The following is a 24,816-nucleotide window of genomic DNA, read 5'->3' as shown; positions in this document are numbered from 1 at the left end:
AAAGTCAAGCGTTTTCAATGTTTTTCACTGTTGCTAAAAATTCTTTTATCGATGGAATTGTGCATTATTTGTAGACTAATTTATAGACCAAAATAATACCTGCTAATGTTACAGATAGGCTATTAGCAATAATGAGGGCCGTATCTCCTTGAATAATACCATGGAACAACCATAAGGACATCCCTGTCACAGACATCATATACATTCCTAACGAAATCGACTCTGTATCCTTTGTCTTAACTACCTTGATAACCTGAGGTACAAATCCAAAGGTAGTTAAGCAAGCTGCGATAATACCAACCATATAATTTTCTCCTTTAACATACCAATACTAAAAAACATAAATGAAGACCCATGTAGCTATTACGCTACAGAGGTCTTCTCATTAAACTTCCTCACCATTTGTTGCGATGACATTTTTATACCATGCGAATGAGCGTTTAGGAGAGCGGGCATAGCTTCCATTGCCTTCATCATCTTTATCAACATAGATAAAGCCATAGCGTTTGCGCATTTCACCTGTCCCTGCTGATACCAGGTCAATACAGCCCCAAGGCGTATATCCCATCAAATCAACCCCATCCTCATCAACTGCTTTGATAAACTCCTTGATATGTGCTCCAAGGTAGTCAATGCGATAATCATCATGCACCATGCCATCTTCTTCAACTTGGTCAATCGCACCAAAGCCATTCTCTACGATAAAAAGTGGCAGATGATACATATCTGTAAACCAGTTTAATGCATAGCGCAATCCTTCGGGATCAATTTGCCATTCCCAATCAGAAGCCTTGACATAGGTATTTTTTACCAAGTCCTCTGTCTCAAGATAATCGTAATGAGGATTATTCTCGCGGTGAGAATCAATAGCAAAACTCATGTAGTATGAGAAACCGATGTAATCAACTGTTCCTTCTAGCAGAACTTCGCAATCTTCCTCTGTGAAATCAACGCTAATACCTTTTCTTTCCCAGTAGCGCAAGATATGCTCGGGGTAGAAACCATGCACATGAACATCTGCAAAGTAATAGCGTTTTTGCATCGCCTTTTGTGCCATCAAAATATCAGATGGTTTGCAAGTCGCAGGATAAATCGGACACATAGCAATCATACAGCCAATCTGGAAATCAGGGTTAATCTCATGCCCAATCTTAACGGCGCGTGCAGAGGCAACTAATTCATAATGGGCCGCTTGATACATAACTGCTTCACGATTTTCACCTTCTTGATAAACGATACCTGAGTTAGTAAACGGTGCAAAATCTTCCTGATAGTTTGCTTGGTTGTTAATCTCATTAAAGGTCATCCAGTATTTGACCTTATCCTTGTAACGACGGAAGCAGGTCTCTGCAAAACGCGCAAAAAACTCAATAGTTTTACGATTTCTAAAACCACCATACTCCGTTACCAAATGATAAGGTAATTCAAAGTGTGATAGGGTGACGACAGGTTCAATCCCATATTTTAAACACTCATCGAACAAGTCATCATAAAACTGCAAGCCAGCTTCATTTGGTTCCAGTTCGTCTCCCTTTGGAAAAATACGTGTCCATGCAATTGAAGTACGGAAACACTTGAAGCCCATCTCTGCAAAGAGTGCAATATCTTCTTTGTAGCGATGATAAAAATCAATGGCCTCATGATTAGGATAATATTTTCCTTCTAATACACCAGCTGTAATTTCTCTAGGTACCCCGTGTCTTCCTGCAGTCATCACATCTGCTACAGAAATCCCTTTTCCACCTTCTTGCCAGCCACCTTCAAGTTGGTGAGCAGCTACAGCGCCACCCCATAAAAAATTTTTAGGTAATTTAGACATAATTGCCTCCTGTATATTTTATAGTTATTAGTTTAGCAAACGGTTACAAAAATAACCACTGCAGTTTTTTCCGTAACAGTAAGGAAATAGCTGATGAACAAATCGCGCCTGCCTCCATTGAAAAAATTAGTCTGGTGGCATTATTAGTCGCCTGTACACTGTTAATTCAACTGGTAGACTGCTACAACTAGTACTCTATCAATTTATCCTCTGCTCTCTCCAAAGAAAAACGGCACTTCGCCGTCTCAGATTGAAGAAAAAGTCCATTTTGGACAATTTTTTTCAATCTTTTTTCTTTATGGTGAAAATAAAAAACTCTCAGAAACACTGAAATATCAACATTTCTAAGAGTTTAGTGAATTGCTATCTTTCGCAAACTTTTTCAATTTTTTATATTTTTTAGGAGTTTGTCTACGCTCTGAAACAACACTTCGCCGTCTTCCTTATTCTACATCCTCACCATTGCTGGCAATGACTTTCTTGTACCAGTAGAATGAATCTTTTGGTGTTCTAGCAAGTGTCCCATTTCCAGCGTCATCCATATCAACGTAGATAAAACCGTAGCGTTTTCGCATTTCACCTGTTCCTGCTGATACTAGGTCAATACAGCCCCAAGTCGTATAGCCGATCAAATCAACACCATTAGCAATGGCATCTGCCATCGCATTGACATGGGCACGATGGTAGTCGATACGGTATTCATCGTGAATAGAGCCATCTTCTTCAACTGTATCCAAAGCTCCCAAACCATTTTCTACAATCATCATCGGAATTTCATAGCGGTCGTAGATTTTCTCAAGATAGTATTGAAGACCAGTCGGATCCTGAGCCCAACCCCAATCTGAATAGGTCAAGTAAGGGTTCTTGGCACCGATTGAGAAGTTGCCTGAAACCGTGTCTTCCACTTTATGAGTAGTCACAACGGTTGACATGTAATAAGAGAAGGTATACATATCCACCTTACCTTCAGCAAGGATGTCAAGGTCTCCCTCTTCCATTTGCAATACAACATTGTGTTCCTTCCACAGTCTGTTTGCATAGGAACCATAACGACCTTTGGCTTGTGCATCACTACAATAGAAAATATTCTGTTCCCATTTGTGTTGATTTTCTAAAATATCCGCAGGGTCACAGGTTCCTGGGTAGAAAGTAATTCCACAAATCATGTTTCCGAATCGATAGTTCGGATCAATCTGATGGCCTAATTTTACAGCCTTGGCAGAGGCAACAAACTGGTGATGTAAGTGTTGGTAGGCATCTTGGTAATCAGAATCCGTTGGTTCACTAAACATATCCAAAAACATGATAGTGTTGTTAATCTCGTTGAAGGTAATCCAATATTTCACCAACCCCTTATATTCATTAAAAATTGTCTCAGCATAGCGGACATAGAAATCAATCAACTTACGATTGGTCCAACCACCATAGCGTTGCTCCAAGCTCAAAGGTGTATCGAAGTGCCAAATGGAAACCAATGGCTCAATGCCATATTTGCGGCATTCTTCAAAGACAGAACGATAGAAATCAAGACCTGCTTGGTTTGGCTCTGCATCATCACCATTTGGGAAAATCCGTGCCCATGAAATCGACAAGCGGAAAACGGAGTAACCCATTTCTGCGAAGAGCTTGATATCTTCTTTATAGCGGTGGTAGAAGTCCACAGCCTTGTGGTTTGGATAATAGTGGTCTTCTAGGACGGCATAGGTCGCCCCTTCTGGCAGATGACCGCCAGCATGCCCCATAGAAGCATATTTACCTGGCTTGCCGTCCTTATCAATGTAAGTCGTATAGCGGGGGCTGTTGACAGATCCTCCTGTTGTAACGTCTGTCTGGACTAAACCGCGTCCGTCCACATTATAGGCACCTTCTGCCTGGTTAGCTGCAATAGCTCCTCCCCAGAGGAAATTTTTTGGAAAACGTGACATGTTTCTTCTCCCTTATCTTTTTTCTAACAAATGTAGTATAAACAGATTTGAAACCCTTTTCTTCTCAAATAATATGCTATAATGATACTATCCTACGAAAAGGAGGAAAGTATGCAACCGCCATTAACGGATAAACAGTTTAAGCACACCATTGACTACGATAGTCGTTTGTTGCCCTACAAGTATTACCATACCTGTGTCATGGATGGCATTCCTGACATTCTCTTTCATTGGCACAATGAATTTGAAATCAACTATGTTTACGGAGGGACAGCCCGTTACCATATCGACTATGATTATTTCAATAGTCAGGCTGGTGATATTATCCTGATCCGACCCAATGCTGCGCATTCCATCCATCCGATTGAGCAACGGGGACATGAAACGGATACCCTTCTCTTTCACTTGGATATGCTAGGGGCATCTCACCTAGATCAGACCAGTATGCTCTACCTGCAACCCTTACAGACAGATGTTTTCAAGTGTATTCCACGCATCCAGCCCCAAGATCCTGGCTACGCAGAGATTAGACAATGCCTGCTCACCATTTTTGAGTTGGTCAGACACCAGCCACCTTACTTTGAGCTACCTCTCAAGAGCCGACTCTTTGACTTCTTCTACCTGCTCTACCGCTACCGCTACATCGTCCGAAAAAATACTGATGATATGTATCGGAAAAATGAAAAACTGCGGTTGTTGATTGAATACATCCAACAACATTATGCAGAAAATCTCACCATCGAGCAGCTAGCAGAGCAAATGGGCTATACAAAAACCCATTTTATGACAATCTTCAAGCAGCAAACAGGAACTTCCTGTATGGAATTTATCATCCAAGTCCGACTGCGGGCAGCTACCGAGCTCCTGACAAACACTCTCAAGCCTGTGCTTGAAATTGCGACCGAAGTTGGCTTCAATAATCTGTCCAATTTCAACCGCCAGTTCAAGCAATACTACCATACCACCCCTAGCAGCTATCGCAAGCAATTGCGGAAGAATAGGACCTATACCAATTTCAACAAATAAAAGGAGACAACTATGATTACCATGCACCTTTACTACACTGGACCAGCTGACAATGCACGTGCCTTCGCTCAGGAAATGGAAGCTAGAGGCATTGCCGACCGCATTCGCCAGCAGGCTGGTAACCAGCGTTACCAATACTTTGCACCGCTCGATGATCCCCATTCTATCTTACTGGTTGATAGCTGGACAGACCAAGCTGCTTTGGACATCCACCATGCTTCTCCAATGATGCAGGAAATCCTAGACTTGCGAAGTAAGTACCAGCTAACTGTCACCGCTGAACGCTATCAGAGTGATGAGGCGGGCATTCCTAAGCGAGATAAGGATTTTCTTCAACGCTAAACAAGATACAAAGATAAAGTGGTCGGCAATGCCAACCACTTTATTTTTTATTTCACCGTTGTCAACAGGTAATCACCACTGTTGATTTGGCTTTCTTGGGTTACCAAGATATCCTCATAGTCAGCTGTATTGGTCACGATAATTGGAGTGATGACCGGTAGGTCAGCTGCTTTGATTTGGTGGAGATCAAATTCCAGCAATTTTTGTCCTGCTTCAACTTGGTCACCTACTTGGACGAAGGATTCAAAGCCTTTACCAGCTAGAGAGACTGTGTCCATACCGATATGGATGAGAAGCTCTGCCCCATTTTCCGTCCGAAGCCCAATAGCATGTTTGGTTGGGAATACAAGAGTTACTTCAGCCTTAGCTGGAGAAACAAGGATACCATCTAGGGGATCGATAGCAATCCCTCTACCCATAGCTCCTGAAGCAAAGACTGCATCAGGAACATCTTCTAATTTAACTACTTTACCGATTAGTGGACTAGCAATGATCTCTTGCTTGATTTCTTTTAGCTCTGGGATAGACTCTTGCGGAGTTTCAACTGACTTTTTTTCAGTTGGCTCTCCGTACAAGTAAGGAACTGGAAGCGCCATTTGAATAGCGAAGGATGCGACGATTGCAACTACTGTCAAAATAATTGCAGCAATCATACCTGACATATCACCGTTTGCTGGATTAACTAGAGACGGATACAAGAAGACACCCATACCACCTACAGAGTAACCTGTTACATTGAAGAACATAGTGGCAGCACCAATCACACCTGAAACAGCACATGAGATAAAGAATGGTGTTTTCATTGGAAGGGTCACACCATAGATAGCTGGCTCAGTTACACCAAAAACAGATGAAACCAATGCAGGCATAGAAACTGTTTTAACCTTAGACTCCTTGGTCTTCAACATGATTGCCAAAAGAACCCCGGTCTGTGTAAAGTTTGGAAGTAAGGCTGGTACAAGAATTGAAGACATACCATTTGATGCTACTTGCATAATTGCCAATGGGACAACTGCCCAGTGCATTCCAAACATAACCAACACTTGCCAAGTCGCACCAAGAATCAAACCATAAAGCAATGGACTAAAGTTCATGATAGCTGTAAATGTATTTGACAAGACATCAGAGATGAAGTTTGCGACAGGACCAACCACCAAGAAGGTCAATGGAACTGCCACTAAAATGGTCACAAATGGAACAACAAAGAGTTTGACAACATCTGGTGTTACTTTACGGATGTTTTTCTCAATAATTGAAGCCACCCACGTTGCGAGAATAGCTGGGATAACCGTTGACAAGTAGCTACCTGCTGTTGGTAAAACAAATGGAATACCAAATACATTATCCAGTCCTGCCTCTTTCAATGCTGCAAGCGATCCTGGCAAAGTTGGGTAAATCAAGGCCATACCGATTGCTAGGGCTGTAAATTCATTCATCTTGAACTTACGAGCAGATGTCAGAGCCACTAACAATGGTAAGTATTGGAAGAAACCGTCACCCGCCGCATTTAAGATAGCATATATAGCACTATTATCACTCGTCAATCCTCGCGAAGCCATAATGGCAACAATACCTTTAATGATACCAGCAGCAGCCAAAGGACCCAAAAAGGCTTGGAAGATACCTGATAACAAATCAATAAAGCGTTCAAAGAGATTTCCTTTTGGACCATCACCTTCATCAATATCCAAACTTCCATCTCCTGCAATACCTGCTACTTTTTGCACCGCTGCATAAACATCTGGGACATGGTTACCGATAACCACTTGGTATTGACCACCTGCTTGAACTACTGTCACAACGCCATCACGCGCCTTCAAGTAGTCTGTATCAGCCTTGCTCTCATCCTTGAGACCAAAACGAAGACGAGTCACGCAGTGTTTCAAACTGCTGATGTTTTCTTTTCCACCAACATGAGCTACAATATCTGTAGCTAAATCTGTATAATCCTTAGCCATTTTTCGGCTCCTTTCTTTTCTGGAAAAACAGAAAAACCTAAATAATTACCAAACAGCATCTATCAGCCTACACTGAAAAATACTATCTTGTAACTATTTAGGTTTTGCCTGCTGACCAGTAACAATCCTTTTGATGAATTCATGATAACACATTGCAAATGATTTTGCAAGCGTTTTCTGAAGTTTTTTTGATTTTTTTCGCTAATTTTGTCTAGCTGACTTTCAATCGCTGAATATGGATAGTCAGGTAGACCTGTTCGTCTTTGGACATTTGAAAGTCATAAACCTGACTGATATGCTGACGAATCTTCTCCGTACAAGCAAAGGCATCTGGATAATTAGCCTTGACCTGCTCATAGAGAAAGGCATCATTGACTCCTTCTACCACACCATTTGCCACCCGTTGTGCAAAATACTGGACGTGCGTTACAAAGCGGTGGTAGCTAGTATCCTCCTCATAGGTCACACTACCAAAATGAAGGCGGACAATGTCTAAAATCTGAGTCACGATTTTACTAATGGTTTGGGTTTCCTTACCAAAAGCACCATTCTTCTGAGCATTGATCAGGTGGAGGGCAATGGAAGAAGCTTCCGCCACCTCCAATTCCAGACCTAATTTTTCTTTGACTAAATCAAGAGACCGCAAACCAATCTGGTATTCCTTGGGGTAAAATTTACGGATTTCCCAAGACAGCGGGTTCTCAATAAAGATACCTTCACGGCATCGCTGAAATACAAAATGTAAATGGTCTGCTAAGGCTAGATACAAAGACAAATCAAACTGAACTTCTAAAGTTTCTTCTGCCCTATTGATAATGGCATTGACTACTTCGACTTCACTGCTCTCCATTTGCAGGTACAGACTCGATAAATCTGATTGTTGGTAGTCATTTTGTAGCACAAAGGTTTTCTCGATTTTGCTGGTGTCTAATTCTTCCCCTGCTTTTTTCTGAAAACCTAGTCCCTTCCCCATGACAATCAGTTCACTTCCTTGATCATCAATCGCTTGAACAACGTTATTGTTGTAGACTTTATCTATCTGCATGTATTTTCACCACCTCATTACTCGACTGATAAAAAAGAACCCAAGCATATAGCAAATAAGGCTGTTCCCAGACCCTTTACTATCTGCTTAGGTTTTGCCTGCTTATCAGTAACAATCCTACACTTATCTTATCTTATCAGATTGTAAGCGTTTTCGCAAGAGGTTTAATGATTTATTCTGAGAGCTACTTGTCAAGTAGTCCCAATTTTTCAAAGGCATTGTAGAGGCCGTCTTCTTCTACATCGTCCGTTATCATATCTGCCATAGCCAAGATTTCTGCTCCGCCATTGCCCATAGCCACTCCAATAGCACAATAGTCCAGCATGGAAATATCAATTTTAGCGTCTCCAAAGGCGATGGTGTCTGCCTGACTAGCACCCAAATGGTCTAGCAATACAGAAATGGCATGGGCCTTGTCGATATCTTTCACCCCCAAGTCACCAAAGAGAGCTGACTCTCCGCGACCTCCCCAGGTGTTTGCGACCAGTTGCGGAAAGGCTTGCTTGGAATCCAAGTGGTCCTGGTAGGAATCGAGCACAAAACTGACTTTGTTGAGGTCATTGCGGTAGAGTTGACCGTCAAAAATCATACCGTGCATGACATCTTCTACTTCCTGAGTGGCCACCTCTTCTGCAGTTTTCCCCTTGTTCATGGAATAAATCCGCAGGGTTTCACGAGCACGTTCGCGGAAATTCTCACTGGCAAAGAGGCCATTGTTGCTCTCCAGATAAAATTCCAAGCCGCGTTCATGGAGCCAATCCACAATCGCTCTGCTATCCTCTTCTGATAGGAGCTGGTGCATGATGACCTGACCCTGATGCTCGACATAAGAGCCGTTGCCACCAATCATTCCGTCCAGGCCAATTTCCCACAATTCTGGCTGCATTTCTGCCCGACTGCGACCAGTACAGACATAGACCAAGTGCCCATTTTCTCTGGCCTGTCGAATAGCACGAATGGCAGATTCTGGAATCCGATTATGATAGTCAACCAAGGTTCCATCCACATCTAAAAAAATAATCTTGCGCATCTGTTTTCTCCTTGCCTTTTTCTACTACAAGTATAGTCTGTTTTTCTATCAAATAACAGTCAAAAACTGCGAAAGATTGATACTATCCTATGAACATACAAAAAGAAAGCCACATGGACTTTCTTTTAGATGTTAGCATTTCAGTTTGCATTTAGTACTAGGCAACGAGATGTAGGCTGTACTAGTGTACGGCAAATCGAGTTAACGAAGTAATAAAAGATAAACTGAATGCTATATTATTTCCGTTTTGGTGGGTTGTGAATCGCCACACCAAGAACATCAAGGAAGGCTTCGTACATTACTTCTGAGAAGGTTGGGTGACCGTGGATTGATGCTGCCACGTCGTCAACTGTCAATTCAGATTCCATGATGGTTGCTGCTTCGTTGATCATTTCAGCTGCAACTGGACCGATGATGTGAACACCAAGGATTTCATGGTATTTCTTCTCAGCGATAACTTTTACGAAACCATGTGCTTCGTTAGAAGCAATAGCACGACCGTTACCAGTGAAGCTGTTGCGACCGATAAGGATGTTTTCTTTACCGTATTTCTCGATAGCTTGGTCTTCAGTCAAACCAACCATAGCGATCTCTGGGTGTGTGTAAACCGCAGCTGGAGTGAAGTCCAATTTAGCCTTGTGGTGATTACCGTAGATGGCATTTTCAGCTGCCACCTCACCCATACGATAAGCAGCGTGTGCCAACATCTTAGTACCGTTGACATCACCTGGTGCGTAAATACCTGGGATAGACGTTTCTTGGTATTCGTTGACCTTGATACGACCGCGGTCTAGTTCAAGGTTAAGATTTTCAAGACCAGCCAATTGTGGTACACGACCGATTGAAAGAAGGGCTTTTTCAGACACAATTTCTGAACCGTCGTTCAACTTGATTGTCAATTGGTTGTTAGCTTCAACGATTTCAGATACACCAACAGATGTCAAGAATTTCATACCTTTCTTAGAAAGGACTTTTTGCAATTCAACAGACACTTCGCGGTCCATACCTGGAATGATACGATCAGCCATTTCAACAACGGTTACTTCTGTTCCGTATGATGCGTAAACCAGACCAAGTTCCACACCGACTACGCCACCACCCATAACAGTGAGTGACTTAGGAATTTCACGCAAATCAAGAATATCATCAGAAGTCAATACCAACTTAGAATCAATACCTGGGATGTTGATGCGTGATACTTTAGAACCTGTTGCAAGGATGATGCTACGACCTTTGATGACTTTATCGCCAATGACAACAGTCTTATCAGGATTTACTTGACCAAGACCGTTAAAGATTGTTACCTTGTTAGCTTTCAGGAGACCAGCTACTCCACCTGTCAAGGTCTTGACAACCTTGTTCTTGAAGTCAACTGTCTTATCCATGTCTACGGTGTAGTTAGTTGAAGCAAGATTAATACCACGCTCAGCCGCAATCTTCAAGCCGTCAAGGATTTCAGCGTTCTTAAGGTAGGTCTTAGTTGGGATACATCCCTTGTTCAAGCAGGTACCACCAAATTCTGATTTCTCAACGATAGCGATTTTACCGCCCAATTGAGCACCACGAATAGCAGCGTAGTAACCAGCAGGGCCACCACCGACAACAACCATGTCGTACTCATCAGCTGCCAATTCAGCCTTAGGAGCTTGTGGAGCTGCTGCAGGAGCTGCAGGCACTTCCAAACCAGCTGCTTTCAAGTCAGCAGTTGCTTGAGCAACTGCTGCTGGAGCAGGTGCAGCACCCACTTCAACAGTTTCACCTTCTGCACCAAGGTAAGCAATGACTTCAGTTACAGGAACTGTTGCACCGTTACCATGAACGATTTTCAAAAGAACACCTGATTCTTCTGCTTCCAATTCCATGCTTGTCTTGTCTGACATCATCTCCAAGATAACATCACCTTCGTTGACAAAATCACCTTCTTGTTTTTTCCACTCGATGATTTCGCCTTCTTGCATATCTACACCAAGTTTCGGCATAATAATTTCAATTGCCATGATTATGATACAAAGAACGTCAAATGCGACAGAATTTTAGGAGTCCAACGTAGGATGCTTGCATCCAAGGCGGACTATCTAAATTCCGAATCATTTAGTTCGTGTTCAAATGTCACGAACTCGTTCTACATCCTTTCTTTATTTTTTCTCTTTACCAAATTGAGCACAGACTAAAAACCTATTGAAAAAGATAAATCACCTCGTGTCTCAAGGCACATCGTTGATTTCCTATTTTCATACGGTTTTCTTAACGCCTTTTGCATCTTATCTTAAATCAACAATTCCAATGGGTTTTCCAACAAGTTCTTCAAGTCAACCATGAACTTAGCACCATTCATACCGTCAACGATACGGTGGTCAATGGTCAAGCAGAGCGCCATGATTGGACGGATCTTGATTTCTCCGTCGATGACAACTGGGGTTTGAACAGTTGCTGCTACACCAAGGATGGCTGAGTTTGGTTGGTTGATGATTGGGTTAAAGGTTTTAGTACCAAACATACCTAAGTTGGTGATAGAAAAGGTTGAGCCTGACATTTCAGCTCCCTTCAACTTACCAGATTGAGCTTTCTTGATGACATCTTTTGAAGCTACCACGAAGTCAGACAAGCTCATCTTATCTGCACCATGAACAACTGGCACCACCAAGCCTTCATCCAAACCTACTGCGATACCGAGGTTGACAAACTTGTGCAACTCGATTTCTTGGGCATCGTTAATCAAAGATGCGTTCATGTAACGGTGTTCTTCTTTCATCAAAGTACGAACAACCGCTAGACCAATCAAGTCTGTGAAGGTCACTTTCAAACCAGTCTTATTCATGATTGGCTCAAGGACTTGCTTACGAAGTGCCATGAGGTTGGTCATATCGATATCGTAGTTAAGCGTAAAGGTTGGAGCTGTCAAATAAGAGTTGACCATACCTTTTGAAATCGCCTTACGCATTGGGCTCATCTTGATGATTTCAACGCCTTCTGGCAATTCTTTAGCTGGTTTTTCTTCAGCTTTCGGTGCTGGAGCAACAGTTTCTACAGCTGCAGGAGCAAGTACTGCCAGAACGTCGTCCTTGACAATCTTACCATTGACACCTGAACCTGTAAGAGTTGACAGGTCAACACCTTGATCTGCTGCAATGCGAGCTGCAAGCGGAGTTGCTTTGGGAGCAGCTCCTTTGAAGTCTTCAACGTCAACCTTGTGGACACGGCCATTTGCACCAGTTCCTGACACAAGATCCAAGTCAATACCAAGCTCACGCGCCAACTTACGCGCAGCTGGAGTGGCACGCACCTTGCCGCCACCTTGTGGCTTAGCCGCCACTGCTGGAGCAACAATCACTGGTGTACGACCTGCAGGTACTTCTTCAATAGCCACTGCTGGTTCAACAGCAGGTGCAGATGAAGCGCCGGCTTCAACCGTCTCACCTTCAGCACCGATGTAGGCAATAACTTCTGTTACAGGAACGGTAGCACCGTTTCCGTGAACAATTTTCAATAGGACGCCTGACTCTTCTGCTTCCAGCTCCATGCTGGTCTTGTCAGACATCATTTCCAAGATGACATCGCCTTCATTGACGAAATCGCCCTCTTGTTTTTTCCACTCGATGATTTCACCTTCTTGCATGTCTACACCGAGCTTAGGCATAATGATTTCAATAGCCATAATTATGATACAAAGAACGTCCAAATGCGACGGATTTTTGCGGTAAGTCCGAAATCTTTGATTTCGTAGACGCACCCACGTCAAGACGACTAGAACTTTCAAAGACCTTGGTCAAAGAAAGTTCAGACGTCAACGACGCCGAGAGCCGTGCAACTTATCAGTATTATCCGAGCATTTAGTTCGTGTTCTAATCCTTTCTTTCAGTTTCTTACCTTGTCAAGAACCAAGCCAGACTTCGATAAGCGAAGTGGCTCAATTCTTTTCCAAGCATTCTTAGTCATGCTAGAATATTTTATTTCTAGCATAGCAGGGTTAGCGTCTTTCCGATTGTATTTCTGCCAAGGCGATTTGGTGCAGGCATAACTGACCTTAGGCAAGCCAAATCAACACAGTCAGAAAAGATAAGCGGATGACGATAATATTAGCCCTTGTTTACTTGCTTGTAGATTGCCGCTTTGATTTTCTCTACGTTTGGCAATACTGCGTTTTCAAGAATGTTTGCGTAAGGAACTGGTACATCGTCTGAAGCGATACGGATAATTGGTGCATCCAAGTAGTCAAAAGCTTCGCTTTCTGTGATGATTGATGCGATTTCACCGATGAAACCACCTGTTTTGTAAGCATCGTTAACCAAGATAACCTTACCAGTTTTCTTCACAGATTCGATGATCAATTCTTTGTCCAATGGGATAAGGGTACGTGGGTCAACCACTTCTACGCTGATGCCTTCTGCAGCTACTTCTTCAGCCGCTTTCAAGGCACGTTCCAACATACGACCGTATGAAATGATGGTTACATCTGTACCTTCACGTTTGATTTCACCCTTACCAAGTGGAATGTAGAAATCTGGGTCCAAGTTCACTTCTTCTTTTTTACCGTAAAGAGCTTTTGGCTCAAGGAAGATAACTGGGTTATTGTCAAGGATAGATGATTTCAAGAGACCTTTTGCATCGTTAGCTGTACCAGGTGCAACAACTTTGATACCTGGGATGTGAGTCAACCAAGCTTCAAGAGATTGTGAGTGCTGTGCTGCTGAACCGATACCAGAACCTGAAGCCACACGGAAGGTTACAGGTGTTTTCAAGCCACCACCAAACATGTAGTTTGTTTTGGCAGCCTGGTTAACAATTGCATCAAGGGCAATTGTGATGAAGTCCATGAAAGTCAAGTCAACGATTGGACGAAGGCCAGTTTGAGCCGCACCAACCGCAGAACCAGCGATTGCAGCCTCAGAAATAGGTGTGTCGCGAACGCGTTTTGGACCAAACTCGTCCAACATACCAACAGATGTACCGAAGTCTCCGCCGTAGATACCGACGTCTTCACCCATCAAGAATACTTTTTCATCCTTACGCATTTCTTCGCTTTGAGCCAAGTTAATCGCTTCACGCAAGGCCATTACTTTTGTTTCAGCCATTTTTTACTCCTAATTTATATCAATTTATCTTTACTGTAACAAGTAAAATGTAGAAAACTAATCAATTACTTCATTGTAATCAAGCGTCATAGCTGCTCGAGCTACCCTAGTTTGACTTGCTCTTTGGAGCTTAGTCAAACTGATCACATCACTTACGACACGGAGACTATTCAGCCGATATTGCTGAATAGGCGAAGTTAGTGAGGTAAGTAGGTAGTCCACCATAGTGGCTACCGTAGTTTGACTTGCTCTTTAGAGCTTAGTCAAACTTCTTACGTTAGTAGTTGGGTTCAGACTAGAGGCTTGGAAAAATAGATGAGCCATTAGTGATGTCCGCATCACTAGCTGACTCCCTAATTTTTCTGCGCCTCTTTAACGACCTCACAACTTAGAATTGTACTCGAACTAAGGACTGTGCGAAAAAGATAAATCAGCAGGAAATCCCAATTTCCTTGGCTGATTTCCTATTTTCGCTGTGTCCTTTTAACGTTCTCGTTACTTAGTCTACAAACACATCCTCATAAGCTACTGAGATGTCTGGATCTGGGCTTTCTTGTGCGAATTTCACAGATGCTTCTACTTGTTCTGCTACTTGTGCTTCGATGGCATCCAATTCTTCGTCTGTCGCAATCTTGTTCTCTGTCAAGTATTTGCGGTATTTCTTAAGTGGGTCTTTTGCTTTCCACTCGTTTACCTCTTCTTTTGTACGGTAAACACCTGCGTCAGCAGTTGAGTGACCAAACCAGCGGTATGATTCAACTTCGACCATGGCTGGACCGTTACCTGCACGAACGTACTCGATGACTTCTTGCATTTTCTCATAAACTGCAACAACATCATTTCCATCTTCTACATAGTGACCTGGAATACCGTATGCAGCAGCACGTTGGTAGAGGTGAGGAATCCTAGTAGAATAAGAAATGTCAGTTGAAATACCGTAACGGTTGTTTGTAATGAAGAAGATAACTGGCAAGTTCCAAACAGCTGCCAAGTTCATTGATTCGTGGAAGGAACCTTCGTTAGTAGCTGAATCACCTGAGAAGGCAATAACAATGTTATCTGTACCGAGGTATTGTTGCGTAAGGGCCGCACCCACCGCAAGGGCATAACCACCACCTACGATACCGTTTGAACCAAAGTTTCCTTTTTCAACGTTAGCCAAGTGCATAGAACCACCACGGCCTTTAGATGTACCTGTTGCCTTACCAGCAAGCTCAGCCATCATGCCATTGATGTCAATACCTTTTGCAATAACGTGACCGTGACCACGGTGGTGTGAGAAGATGATGTCCTCATCTGTCAATCCAGCAATAGGTCCAACAGCTGCAGCTTCTTCACCGACTGAGAAGTGAGTCATACCTTGTACGAAACCGCGACGCACTAATTTGTTTAATTTCATATCAACATCACGAATTTGTTGCATTTTCAAGAACATGTCCAAATGTTGTTCTTTTGTGATAGATACCATAATTTCCTCCAAAGTTTTTTCTCTTTCTGTACTATGATAGACCAATATTTCACAAATGGCAAATAATTGAACCGTTTTCTTTTTACAGAAATTTTCGTGAAAACCTTGATTTAGTGCGTTTTTTCACAAATCCTCAAAAGATTCACTTTACTTGTTTGAAACTTTTTTCACAAACTTTAAAACAAGCTTGCACGCCGTCTTTCTTTCTGTTAATATAGGTACGGAGGTTCTTATGGAATTCGATTTATTTCTTATGATTTGTAACTACATAGGCACTATCGCATTTGCTGTTTCGGGGGCCGTAAAAGGATTTAAGAAAAAGTTAGATATTTTTGGAATTAGCTTGCTCGGTATCATTACTGCCGTTGGTGGGGGAATTATTCGAGATACAATGGCCAATCGCATTCCTGCCGCCTTGACTGATCCTACAGCCATCTATTTATCTCTCGGAGTAGCGATTAGCATGTACTTGATTGTTATCAATCTAAAGCAGGACAAACCACTTGATAAGAAGATGATTCATTTCCTTTCCCAGACAAACCTTATCTTTGATGCAATCGGTCTAGCCATCTTCGCCCTCATTGGAGCCAGTACTGGTATCTCTCTCCAGCTAAACGCTCTAACCAGTGGTATTCTGGCAGCTTTAACAGGTGTCGGAGGCGGAATCGCCCGTGATTTACTCGTCAATGAAACACCCATTGTTCTTAAAGAAGATGTCTATGCTGTCCTTGCATTTTTCTCAGGAGTCCTCTATCATCTTTGCGTTGTAAATTGGAAATTACCACAAATTCCAACCTTCATCACTATTTTTACCATTTCTTTAATCATTCGATTATTGGTAATTAAATACAAAATCAATCTTCCCAATATGGAAAGCAAACGAAAGGTCTGAGTTCGTCAACTCAGACCTTTTTGTATTATTATTGATTACCAGCCACCGCGACCGCCTGGACCTGTATGAGTAATTTCTGTAATTTGTTCTCCATTTACAGTTACTGTGCCACCAGTGAATTCAACTGTACCGTCAAAGTCAAAGGCTGATGTTGGTGCTGTTACAGCAATAGTCCCCCCAGAAATGTAGAGATTACCATTGGCATCAAAGGCATCTGTATCCCCACTACCAACCGCAACTTTCAAGTCACCACCAGTTACCTTGATATAGATATCAGATGAAGTTGTACTTGACGCGTTGATGGCATCATCTGAACCATAGACATCAATTGTACCACCGTTGATAGTGATATTAGTTCCTTCCAAGGCTTCTACTGATTCTGATACTGTAATGGTACCTCCGTCAATTGTCAAAGCCGTCTCCGCTTTAATACCATCATCACCTGCTTTTACAGTAATTTCACCACCTGTGATAGTTGTATAACCTTTGGTCGTATCTGTATCGTTGGTTGACTTGATACCGTCACCACCTGCTGTTACATTGATTGTACCACCATTGATTGTCAATGAATCCTTACCACGGATACCATCATCCACTGCTGTTACAGTGATGTTTCCGCTACTGATAACCATGTCATCTGTCGATACGATGCCGTCTTGGAAGTTGCCTTCAACGGTCAGGCTACCATTTCCTGTAATGATCAAATCAGCTTCAACATGGATAGCCCCTTCAATATTGGTGTCTGTATGATTGCTGGTATCTTTCACTGTATTCGTCGTACCATCTTTGATTTCCAATTCAACATTGTCTGCCTTAATCACATTGATAGCCGCGTTATCAGAACTTGAAATCTCAGCACCTGCTAGAATGATGCGAACATTGGCATCTGTTTCAACCGTTACACCAGCTGTTGTTGAACCAGTCAAAATATAGGTTCCACCCTCAGTAATTTTCAAGCCATCATTTGAAAGCGTCACTTCTGTCGTTGGAAGGGCTGACCAGTCAATAGTTGACGAGCTTGAATCTGATGAAGTGCTATTATTTGAAGTTGTCGCTACACTTGTCTGACTAGTTGCTGCTGAGCTTGAAGTAGTCGTTGAACTTGAAGTAGATGAACATGCTGCTAAGACACCAAGGCTCATAAGAGTAACACCAGAGTAAAGTAATTTTTTAAGATTTGTTTTCATAATGTAGATTCCTTTTCTTTCTTTAGGAAGTCGTATCCCTTCCTGATATGCTCCTAGTTTACCTTTCCTTCCTAAAAGAAAGATTAAAGATTACCAAAAGAAAACTTAAAGTTCTTAGAAACTACAAAAGGCCGGGAAACCCAGCCGAGGAATAATCATTGATAAAATCTATAGCTTAACCCAATGCAAGCTTTTCAACTCAAGCAAGGGAGAAGTTTCAGGATTGGTATCTGATTCAGAAATCCGTTTTAAACCTGGAATCATCGCATTGTATTGATAAATGCGAAAAATACCAGCTCCTTCAAATAAGTATGTTCCATCCTGTAAAGGACGAAGTAGGGCGTTCGGTCCAATTTCAAATCCAAGATTGCGGAAATTATCCACCAAACGTAGACTCTCTTCGGCAAGCTGAGTATAGAGGTCAATTAAGACATATTCTCCCGACTTGTCCAAAGCTAGAAGCAGCTCCTCTGTACCATCATGGTTGACATCATACAAACTATAAAATATTCCACTGTATTCTTGCCCCTGGCTAGTTAATAAGCTCAGATAGCTACTGACCTCATCCTGATTGATTGCCTCAGCAGGCTGCCCCATATTCGCTTGATAACGATCAATAACTGATTGGTATACTTCACTTAGCTCAGGAGTGGTCACTGAGGATGCTTGCGTCTCGGAGCTAGATGCTATTGTTGACGCTTGCTGCAAACTAGAACCATCTGAAACTTGGCTTGAAGCACTAGAACTAGAACTCTCACCACCTTTTACCTGATTAGACTGACAAGCAGCTAATAGTACAACCGTGGACACTAACATCAGTTTACTAATAAATGTTTTCATAACTTCCTCCTGTGCTCTATCTTTGGTCTTAGTATAACATCTTTCCGAGGGCTTGTAAACGCCACCATATTTGGACAAAGCATCCGAGCCAGAAAAAGCCGAATGTTTCCATCCGACTTTTGTTGTTAATCTTTCTGATCAAGAGCACGCAACATTTGGTCAATTTTATTGCCGTACTCAATTGATTGGTCTTTTTCAAAGACCAAATCCGGAATTTTATAAAGAGTTAACTTACGACCAAGTTCTCTCTTAATGGTTCCCGTCGCTTTTTCAAGACCCGTTTGTGCTTTTTGATTATCGGATGCCAAATTACTCATGATTGTGTAGTAAACCTTGGCCATTGACAAATCGCCGACCATCTGAACATCTGTAATGGTCACTCCCTGCACACGTGGATCACGAACTTTCTTTTGCAAAATCTCATTGACTTCGCGCTTGATTTCCATCCCGACACGGTCTGTACGAAAATGATTCGCCATATTCTTTCCTTTCTTAGATGATAGAAAAGCTGAGTTTCCCCAGCTTGAATAATCCAAGTAGATCAAAAACTATTGCTTTAAAACCTACTAAAATCTATTAAATTGTCACTTCCTCGACAAAATCACTTGTCTATGATTTTGACAATGAGCAAATATTATTTTTTGATTTCTTCCATGATGTAAGCTTCAATGGTATCATCAACTTTCAAGTCATTGTAGTTCTCAATCATCAAACCACCCTCTTGGGCATTACCAACTTCTTTCACGTCATCTTTATAGCGTTTCAAACTAGCTAGTTTACCATCAAATACTACAACACCATCACGGATAACTCGAACACTTGAATCACGGGTAACCTTACCACGTACGACCATAAATCCACCGATCGTTCCAACTTTGGATACCTTGAAGGTTTCACGAATGATTGCCTCACCAATGATTTTTTCTTCATATTCTGGATCAAGCATACCTTTCATGGCATCTTCCATCTCTTCGATAACCTTGTAAATGATGCTGTGAAGACGTACTTCAACATCATCTGCTTCAGCTTGGCTACGCGCTTCAGCTGTTGGACGAACGTTGAAACCAATCACAAGAGCATTTGAAGCTTCCGCAAGAGTAATATCTGATTCATTGATAGCACCAACTGCAGAGTGGACGATATTGACACGTACTCCCTCTACTTCAATCTTTTGAAGCGATGATGCAAGAGCTTCAACTGAACCTTGTACGTCAGCCTTGATAATCACATTAACTGACTTAACCTCACCTGCTTTAAGGGTATCAAAGAGGTTTTCAAGACTAACTCGTTGCGTTGCTTGACGCTGTTTGAGAAGGGCACGTTTAGCACGTTCTTCACCTGCTGCACGCGCAGATTTTTCATCTTCATAAACCGCAAAATGATCACCAGCCATTGGCGTTTCGTTCAAACCAGTAATCGAAACCGGTGTAGATGGACCAGCCACCTTGACACGACGACCAAGGTCGTTTGTCATGGCACGAACACGTCCGAAGGTATTTCCGACAACGATTGGGTCTTGAACATTAAGTGTCCCTTGTTGAACGAGGAGGGTTGCAACCGCACCTTTCCCTTTATCCAAATGCGCTTCGATAACTGTACCAATCGCACGAACAGTTGGGTCTGCCTTCAGTTCTTGGATTTCAGCAACCAAAAGAACAGTTTCCAACAATTCATCAATGTTTTGGTTAAACTTAGCTGAGATTTCTACAAATTCAGATTCTCCACCCCAAGCGGTTGAGATAACACCGTGCTCAGCCAATTCACCGATGACACGCTCTGGGTTTGCACCTGGCTTGTCAATCTTGTTGATAGCTACAATGATTGGCACATTAGCTGCTTTCGAGTGGTTGATAGCCTCAATCGTTTGCGGCATGACACCATCATCTGCTGCAACGACTAGGATGGTCAAGTCGGTAACAGATGCACCACGTGCACGCATAGAAGTAAAGGCCGCGTGTCCTGGAGTATCCAAGAAGGTAATTTTCTTACCAGCTTCCTCAATTTGGTAGGCACCGATATGCTGTGTGATACCACCAGCTTCCCCAGTAGCAACACGAGAATTACGTAGGGTATCCAACAAGGTTGTTTTACCATGGTCAACGTGTCCCATGATAGTCACAACAGGTGGGCGTTCTGTCATCTCTTCTTCATTGAGGTAGCCCTCTTCTACGAAGAAACGCTCAATATCTGCGTTATCGACCTCTACCTTTTCTTTCGCTTCAATACCATAATCAACCATGAGGAGTTCGATAGTATCTCCATCCAAAGATTGGTTTTGAGTCGCCATAACTCCCATAAGGAAGAGTTTTTTCACAATTTCAGCAGGTTCACGTTTGATCCGTTTTGCAATTTCTGCGACGGTCATGCCAGCAGTGTATTCAAATTCAGTTGGCAATTCGTGGAACTTGCGTTCTGTGACAGGTTTGGCAGGTTGGTTAGCCTTGCCTTTTTTATTTTTCTTGTTGTTATTCCAGTTACTTGTTCTTTGATTTCTCACTTGATTTTGACTATTTCGATTTCTTTGTTGTTTCCGTGGACCATCTTCTTCGTCACTATTAAAGTCACGTTTTTTATCTGGTCGAGCTTGTTTCTTACGACGGGTATCTACAGTAGTTTCTGCAACTTGCTCTGGTACCGATGCAACAGGTGCAGGCTTCACAAATGGTTTGCTTTCCACAACCGGTTCTTCAAACTTAATTTCTTTTGGCTTCTTAGGTTGCTTTTTAGCTTCCTGAGCCTGACGAAAACGTTCTTCACTGGTACGAGCATACTCCGCATTTTGTTCTGCTTTCAAAGCAGCAGCACGCGCTTTGAAGTCAATTTTAGGTCCTGCTGGTTTTGCAACCTCTCTTTGTTCAAAGCGAGCTGACTGACCTGAACGGTTGTCCTGACGACGGCTGGCACGATTATCGCGACGGTCCCCAAAACGATTGTCCTTTCGTTTATCTGACCCCTGTTCACGTCTATTATCGCGACGGTCATTGCGGTCGTTATTTGGACGACTTTGACCTTGTTGACGGTTGTCACGACGGTCCTGACCAGATTTAGCTTGACCACCTTTACCTTGTGCTCGCTTAGCAGCCTGCTCTTTGGCCCGTGCTTCACGCTCTGCCTTAAAGTTTCGACTCTGTGGACGATGTGGAGCTGATTGTACCGCACTTGCCGCAACTTCTTCTTTTATTACTGGCTGTGTTTCCTTAGCTTTTTCTACCTTAGCTGTTTCCACTTTTGGAGTTTCATCAACCTTCTCAGGTTTGCTAACTTTTGCCGCAACTTTAGTTGCCTCTGATTTTTGTCCCCCAAAGCTTTCTGCAAGGCGTTTAGCACTTGCTTCATCTACGCTTGAAGCATGACTTTTGACTTCAAAACCCAATTCTTGAGCCTTAGCAACAACTTCCTTACTGCTTACGCCTAATTCACGGGCTATTTCATTCAATCTCTTCTTAGACAATGCCTTGTCCTCCTGTTCTATTCCATAATAGACCTCATCTTCTTTGTAAATCCAGCGTCTGTCACTGCAAGAACTTTTCTAGCCTTGCCGACAGCTGCACTCAATTCCAGTGTTGAAAACACTGTTACAACTTCTACTTGATAGGTATGACTTTTATCTGTTACTTTTTTACTTAAATTTCCAGCAGCATCTCCGGCTAAAAACACCAACTTTGCCTGCCCTTTTTGAATAGCTTCAACAACCAGGTCCTCACCCGAAACCAGGCGACCAGCTCGCTGGGCTAAACCTAATAAATTTAAGATTTTCTGTCTCTTATTCGAGTCCAAGTTCTCTCCTCTTGATCTTATGATCAACATAGGCAATTAATTCATCGTAAAATTCTTCGGCCACTTCCATACTAAAGGAACGATCGAAGACACGACGTTTCTTAGCTTGGCTTGCCTCATCATTGTCAAGCTTGATGTAAGCTCCACGACCATTTGCCTTGCCTGTTGGATCGATAAATACTTGACCTTCTTTATTTTTTACAATACGGAGCAAATCCCGTTTGTCGATGATTTCACCGGACACCACAGACTTGCGCAAGGGTATTTTTCTAGCTTTTGCCATGGTTGCTCCTTTTGCCTTATTCTTGTTCTTCTGCGACTTCTTCTACAACTTCGTCTGTTGCATATTGAGTTGCTTCAAAAGCTTCATACTCCGATGCTGACTTGATGTCGATACGGAATCCTGTCAAATGCGCTGCCAAACGAACGTTTTGACCACGACGACCAATTGCCAATGATAACTTATCATCTGGTACAACGACTGTAGCATGCTTACCATCTTCTGTATCAAACAATACTTGGTCAACTTCAGCAGGAGCGAGAGCATTGTAGATAAATTCTGCTTCATCTGCTACCCACTCGATGACATCAATATTTTCCTCAGTCGGAATCATGCGGTCATTCTTAGCATCATAACGAGCTGGGTGGAACTTGCTGGTGATTTTCTTAATATTTGAACCACCACGACCAACGATAGTACCAATAGCATCTACGTTTGGATTATGGCTACGAACAGCCACTTTCGTACGGTCTCCAGCTTCACGGGCAACACTCATGATCTCAACTGTTCCATCGTATACTTCTGGAATTTCCTGTTCCATGAGACGTTTGATCATTTCTGGATGGCTACGGCTGACAAATACATTCACCCCACGACCATTGTCTTCTACCTTGTAGACATAGACTTCGATGCGATCATGAGATTGGAAAACCTCACCAGGAATTTGGTCTTGTTTTGACAATTGTGCTTCAATCGTACCAAGGTTGACATAGATAAAGCGATTATCAAAACGCTCTACCGTACCTGACATAATCTCATTTTCATGTTGCTTGTAGGTATTGAAGGTAATGGCACGCTTTTGTTTACGCATCTTTTCCATGATGGTCTGTTTAGCTGATTGAGCAGCTACACGTCCAAATTCCGCTGGGTCTTCTTGGAATTTAATTTTGTCACCCATTTCATAAGCTGATGAAATAGCCAAGGCATCTTTTAGACTAATTTCTAGTCGGCTATCAAATACTTCATCTACTACTTCACGAACAGTAAATACATGGAAATCACCTTTTTTCTCGTCAAATTCAATCACTGCTGATTCTGATTGACCATAACGGCGTTTATAAGCTGAACGAAGCGACTCTGTAACTGCATCAATGATATCCGCTTTGTTAATACCCATGTCTTCCTCTAAAATACGGAAGGCTTCTAGCATTTCTTTACTCATGTTGTTTTCCTTTTGCGCTCAAAAGGTCCTTTCTTAAAGTCTAATATCTTTATAAAATACTCATGAAAGAGCATTATAACTTAACAGCCAAACGGGCCTTAGCCACCGTCTGGTAAGGAATAGTCACTTCCTTCTTACGAGTTTTATCCATATACTCCATAATCAGGTCTGTTCCATCAAAGGAGAGCAACGTTCCTTCAAAAACCTTGATTTTATCAATTGCCTGATAGAGCTTGACATGGATGTACTTTCCAACCGCCTTCTCAACAGCATCTGCCGTTTTTAAAGGACGTTCCAAACCTGGACTTGTTACCTCCAGCATGTATTGGTCTGGAAATGGGTCTGGCTTGATAGTGTCCAAAATCGGACTGATCTTTTCGGATAAATCTGCTGTATCTTGAAGGGAAATTCCACCCTCCTTATCGACAAAAATCGATAGGACATAGTCACCGCCCATTTTACCATATTCCACATCTACCAACTCGTAAGGAGTTTGAATAGCGGGGGTAATTGCTGCTGTGACCAATTCAATAATTGATGACATAGGCACCTCCTTTTACAATTCTAACCTGCTGCAATCTGCATACAGGGAAAGGGTTGACTGACGTCAACCCCCGTTTCTCTTTATTTCTACTCTGTATTCTATCATAATTTTGAACACCTGTAAAGGAAAACGATAAGACCAAACATTGTAAACGTTATCCATTTTTAATTTCATCTTCTATAACTTGAAATTGGGGAATCTTTCAGTTATACTATCCTTGGAGGTGCATCATGAAAAAAGAAAGTATATTATTCACACTTTGTCTAGTGTTTCTCACCATTACCCTCGCTGTCTTTCTCTTTGTTGATAGCCATTTAACATATGGTTTAGAGTTTCTGAAACCAGTAGCCTATTTACTCGTAGGCTCAGCCATTACCGCCTGCATCATTTATCTGATTCATTTTACCAAAGAAAAATAAGGAGTCCAAATGGATTCCTTATTTGCTTTT

At 42.3% G+C, this 24,816-nt stretch carries 22 protein-coding genes; 4 read left to right on the top strand and 18 right to left on the bottom strand.

Translation table 11 applies throughout. The features are described 5' to 3' along the window. Positions 1-64: 64 nt before the first annotated feature. The 3 genes from P7J49_RS02625 to P7J49_RS02615 form a co-directional block, all read right to left on the bottom strand. Positions 65-304 carry a SemiSWEET transporter gene (locus P7J49_RS02625; RefSeq protein WP_029179296.1) on the bottom strand — a complete coding sequence of 80 codons (240 nt, stop codon included), beginning with the start codon at positions 302-304 and terminating at the stop codon, positions 65-67. An 81-nt stretch (positions 305-385) separates the two neighbouring features. Next, positions 386-1,819, bottom strand: a complete 1,434-nt coding sequence (locus P7J49_RS02620) for a 6-phospho-beta-glucosidase (RefSeq protein WP_408569215.1) — start codon at positions 1,817-1,819, stop codon at positions 386-388. A 443-nt stretch (positions 1,820-2,262) separates the two neighbouring features. Next, positions 2,263-3,744, bottom strand: coding sequence for a family 1 glycosylhydrolase (locus P7J49_RS02615; RefSeq protein ID WP_029179294.1), 1,482 nt, complete (start codon positions 3,742-3,744; stop codon positions 2,263-2,265). A 111-nt stretch (positions 3,745-3,855) separates the two neighbouring features. On the opposite strand from P7J49_RS02615, the gene P7J49_RS02610 reads away from it, so the two are divergent. Beyond that, positions 3,856-4,770 (top strand): AraC family transcriptional regulator, encoded by a 915-nt coding sequence (locus P7J49_RS02610; RefSeq protein WP_029179293.1) that lies wholly within the window; start codon positions 3,856-3,858, stop codon positions 4,768-4,770. A 12-nt stretch (positions 4,771-4,782) separates the two neighbouring features. Further along, positions 4,783-5,112, top strand: a complete 330-nt coding sequence (locus tag P7J49_RS02605) for a putative quinol monooxygenase (RefSeq protein ID WP_029179292.1) — start codon at positions 4,783-4,785, stop codon at positions 5,110-5,112. A 47-nt stretch (positions 5,113-5,159) separates the two neighbouring features. Here the strand turns inward: P7J49_RS02605 and P7J49_RS02600 are convergent, their stop codons facing one another. The 7 genes from P7J49_RS02600 to P7J49_RS02570 all read right to left on the bottom strand — a co-directional run bounded on the left by P7J49_RS02600 (position 5,160) and on the right by P7J49_RS02570 (position 15,685). Further along, positions 5,160-7,070, bottom strand: a complete 1,911-nt coding sequence (locus tag P7J49_RS02600) for a beta-glucoside-specific PTS transporter subunit IIABC (protein ID WP_029179291.1) — start codon at positions 7,068-7,070, stop codon at positions 5,160-5,162. Between the two features lie 211 nt (positions 7,071-7,281). After that, entirely contained in the window at positions 7,282-8,115 is an 834-nt protein-coding gene (licT, locus tag P7J49_RS02595; protein ID WP_029179290.1) for a BglG family transcription antiterminator LicT, read from the bottom strand. Positions 8,116-8,299: 184 nt separating this feature from the next. Next, positions 8,300-9,145 (bottom strand): Cof-type HAD-IIB family hydrolase, encoded by an 846-nt coding sequence (locus tag P7J49_RS02590; RefSeq protein ID WP_029179289.1) that lies wholly within the window; start codon positions 9,143-9,145, stop codon positions 8,300-8,302. Positions 9,146-9,381: 236 nt separating this feature from the next. Continuing rightward, positions 9,382-11,142 carry a dihydrolipoyl dehydrogenase gene (gene lpdA / locus P7J49_RS02585; RefSeq protein WP_408569212.1) on the bottom strand — a complete coding sequence of 587 codons (1,761 nt, stop codon included), beginning with the start codon at positions 11,140-11,142 and terminating at the stop codon, positions 9,382-9,384. 269 nt (positions 11,143-11,411) lie between these two features. Then, a complete protein-coding gene (locus P7J49_RS02580) occupies positions 11,412-12,800 on the bottom strand; it encodes a dihydrolipoamide acetyltransferase (protein WP_408569210.1) in 1,389 nt (462 codons plus the stop codon). Positions 12,801-13,221: 421 nt separating this feature from the next. Then, positions 13,222-14,217 (bottom strand): alpha-ketoacid dehydrogenase subunit beta, encoded by a 996-nt coding sequence (locus P7J49_RS02575; RefSeq protein ID WP_002942393.1) that lies wholly within the window; start codon positions 14,215-14,217, stop codon positions 13,222-13,224. 499 nt (positions 14,218-14,716) lie between these two features. Beyond that, entirely contained in the window at positions 14,717-15,685 is a 969-nt protein-coding gene (locus P7J49_RS02570; protein ID WP_029179286.1) for a thiamine pyrophosphate-dependent dehydrogenase E1 component subunit alpha, read from the bottom strand. A 232-nt stretch (positions 15,686-15,917) separates the two neighbouring features. Between P7J49_RS02570 and P7J49_RS02565 the strand changes: the two genes are divergently transcribed. Continuing rightward, entirely contained in the window at positions 15,918-16,577 is a 660-nt protein-coding gene (locus P7J49_RS02565; protein WP_002942388.1) for a trimeric intracellular cation channel family protein, read from the top strand. 35 nt (positions 16,578-16,612) lie between these two features. On the opposite strand, the gene P7J49_RS02560 is transcribed toward P7J49_RS02565, so the two are convergent. The 8 genes from P7J49_RS02560 to rimP all read right to left on the bottom strand — a co-directional run bounded on the left by P7J49_RS02560 (position 16,613) and on the right by rimP (position 24,367). Further along, positions 16,613-17,764: a carbohydrate-binding domain-containing protein gene (locus P7J49_RS02560; protein WP_408569207.1), complete on the bottom strand. Its 1,152-nt coding sequence runs from the start codon at positions 17,762-17,764 to the stop codon at positions 16,613-16,615. Between the two features lie 168 nt (positions 17,765-17,932). Next, positions 17,933-18,604: a colicin lysis protein gene (locus tag P7J49_RS02555; RefSeq protein ID WP_099810392.1), complete on the bottom strand. Its 672-nt coding sequence runs from the start codon at positions 18,602-18,604 to the stop codon at positions 17,933-17,935. A 125-nt stretch (positions 18,605-18,729) separates the two neighbouring features. Next, complete coding sequence (gene rbfA, locus P7J49_RS02550; RefSeq protein ID WP_002942382.1) at positions 18,730-19,083, bottom strand: 30S ribosome-binding factor RbfA; 354 nt, start codon at positions 19,081-19,083, stop codon at positions 18,730-18,732. A 155-nt stretch (positions 19,084-19,238) separates the two neighbouring features. Continuing rightward, positions 19,239-22,055: a translation initiation factor IF-2 gene (gene infB / locus P7J49_RS02545; RefSeq protein WP_408569205.1), complete on the bottom strand. Its 2,817-nt coding sequence runs from the start codon at positions 22,053-22,055 to the stop codon at positions 19,239-19,241. A 17-nt stretch (positions 22,056-22,072) separates the two neighbouring features. Next, positions 22,073-22,411 (bottom strand): YlxQ-related RNA-binding protein, encoded by a 339-nt coding sequence (locus tag P7J49_RS02540; protein ID WP_044776986.1) that lies wholly within the window; start codon positions 22,409-22,411, stop codon positions 22,073-22,075. Beyond that, entirely contained in the window at positions 22,368-22,664 is a 297-nt protein-coding gene (rnpM, locus tag P7J49_RS02535; RefSeq protein WP_002942375.1) for an RNase P modulator RnpM, read from the bottom strand. The genes P7J49_RS02540 and rnpM overlap by 44 nt, the downstream gene beginning before the upstream one ends. A gap of 16 nt (positions 22,665-22,680) precedes the next feature. After that, positions 22,681-23,823 carry a transcription termination factor NusA gene (nusA, locus tag P7J49_RS02530; RefSeq protein ID WP_004194726.1) on the bottom strand — a complete coding sequence of 381 codons (1,143 nt, stop codon included), beginning with the start codon at positions 23,821-23,823 and terminating at the stop codon, positions 22,681-22,683. A gap of 73 nt (positions 23,824-23,896) precedes the next feature. Continuing rightward, the gene (gene rimP, locus P7J49_RS02525) at positions 23,897-24,367 is read right to left on the bottom strand and encodes a ribosome maturation factor RimP (RefSeq protein ID WP_002942369.1); all 471 of its coding nucleotides are present in this window, start codon (positions 24,365-24,367) and stop codon (positions 23,897-23,899) included. 230 nt (positions 24,368-24,597) lie between these two features. Between rimP and P7J49_RS02520 the strand changes: the two genes are divergently transcribed. Continuing rightward, positions 24,598-24,786 (top strand): hypothetical protein, encoded by a 189-nt coding sequence (locus tag P7J49_RS02520; RefSeq protein WP_002942363.1) that lies wholly within the window; start codon positions 24,598-24,600, stop codon positions 24,784-24,786. The last annotated feature ends 30 nt before the right edge of the window (positions 24,787-24,816 follow it).

The sequence above is a fragment of the Streptococcus suis genome (assembly GCF_046032515.1).
Taxonomy (GTDB): domain Bacteria; phylum Bacillota; class Bacilli; order Lactobacillales; family Streptococcaceae; genus Streptococcus; species Streptococcus suis_AL.
The sequence above is the reverse complement of the archived record's forward strand: the minus strand, read 5'-3'. Positions and strand labels throughout refer to the sequence as shown.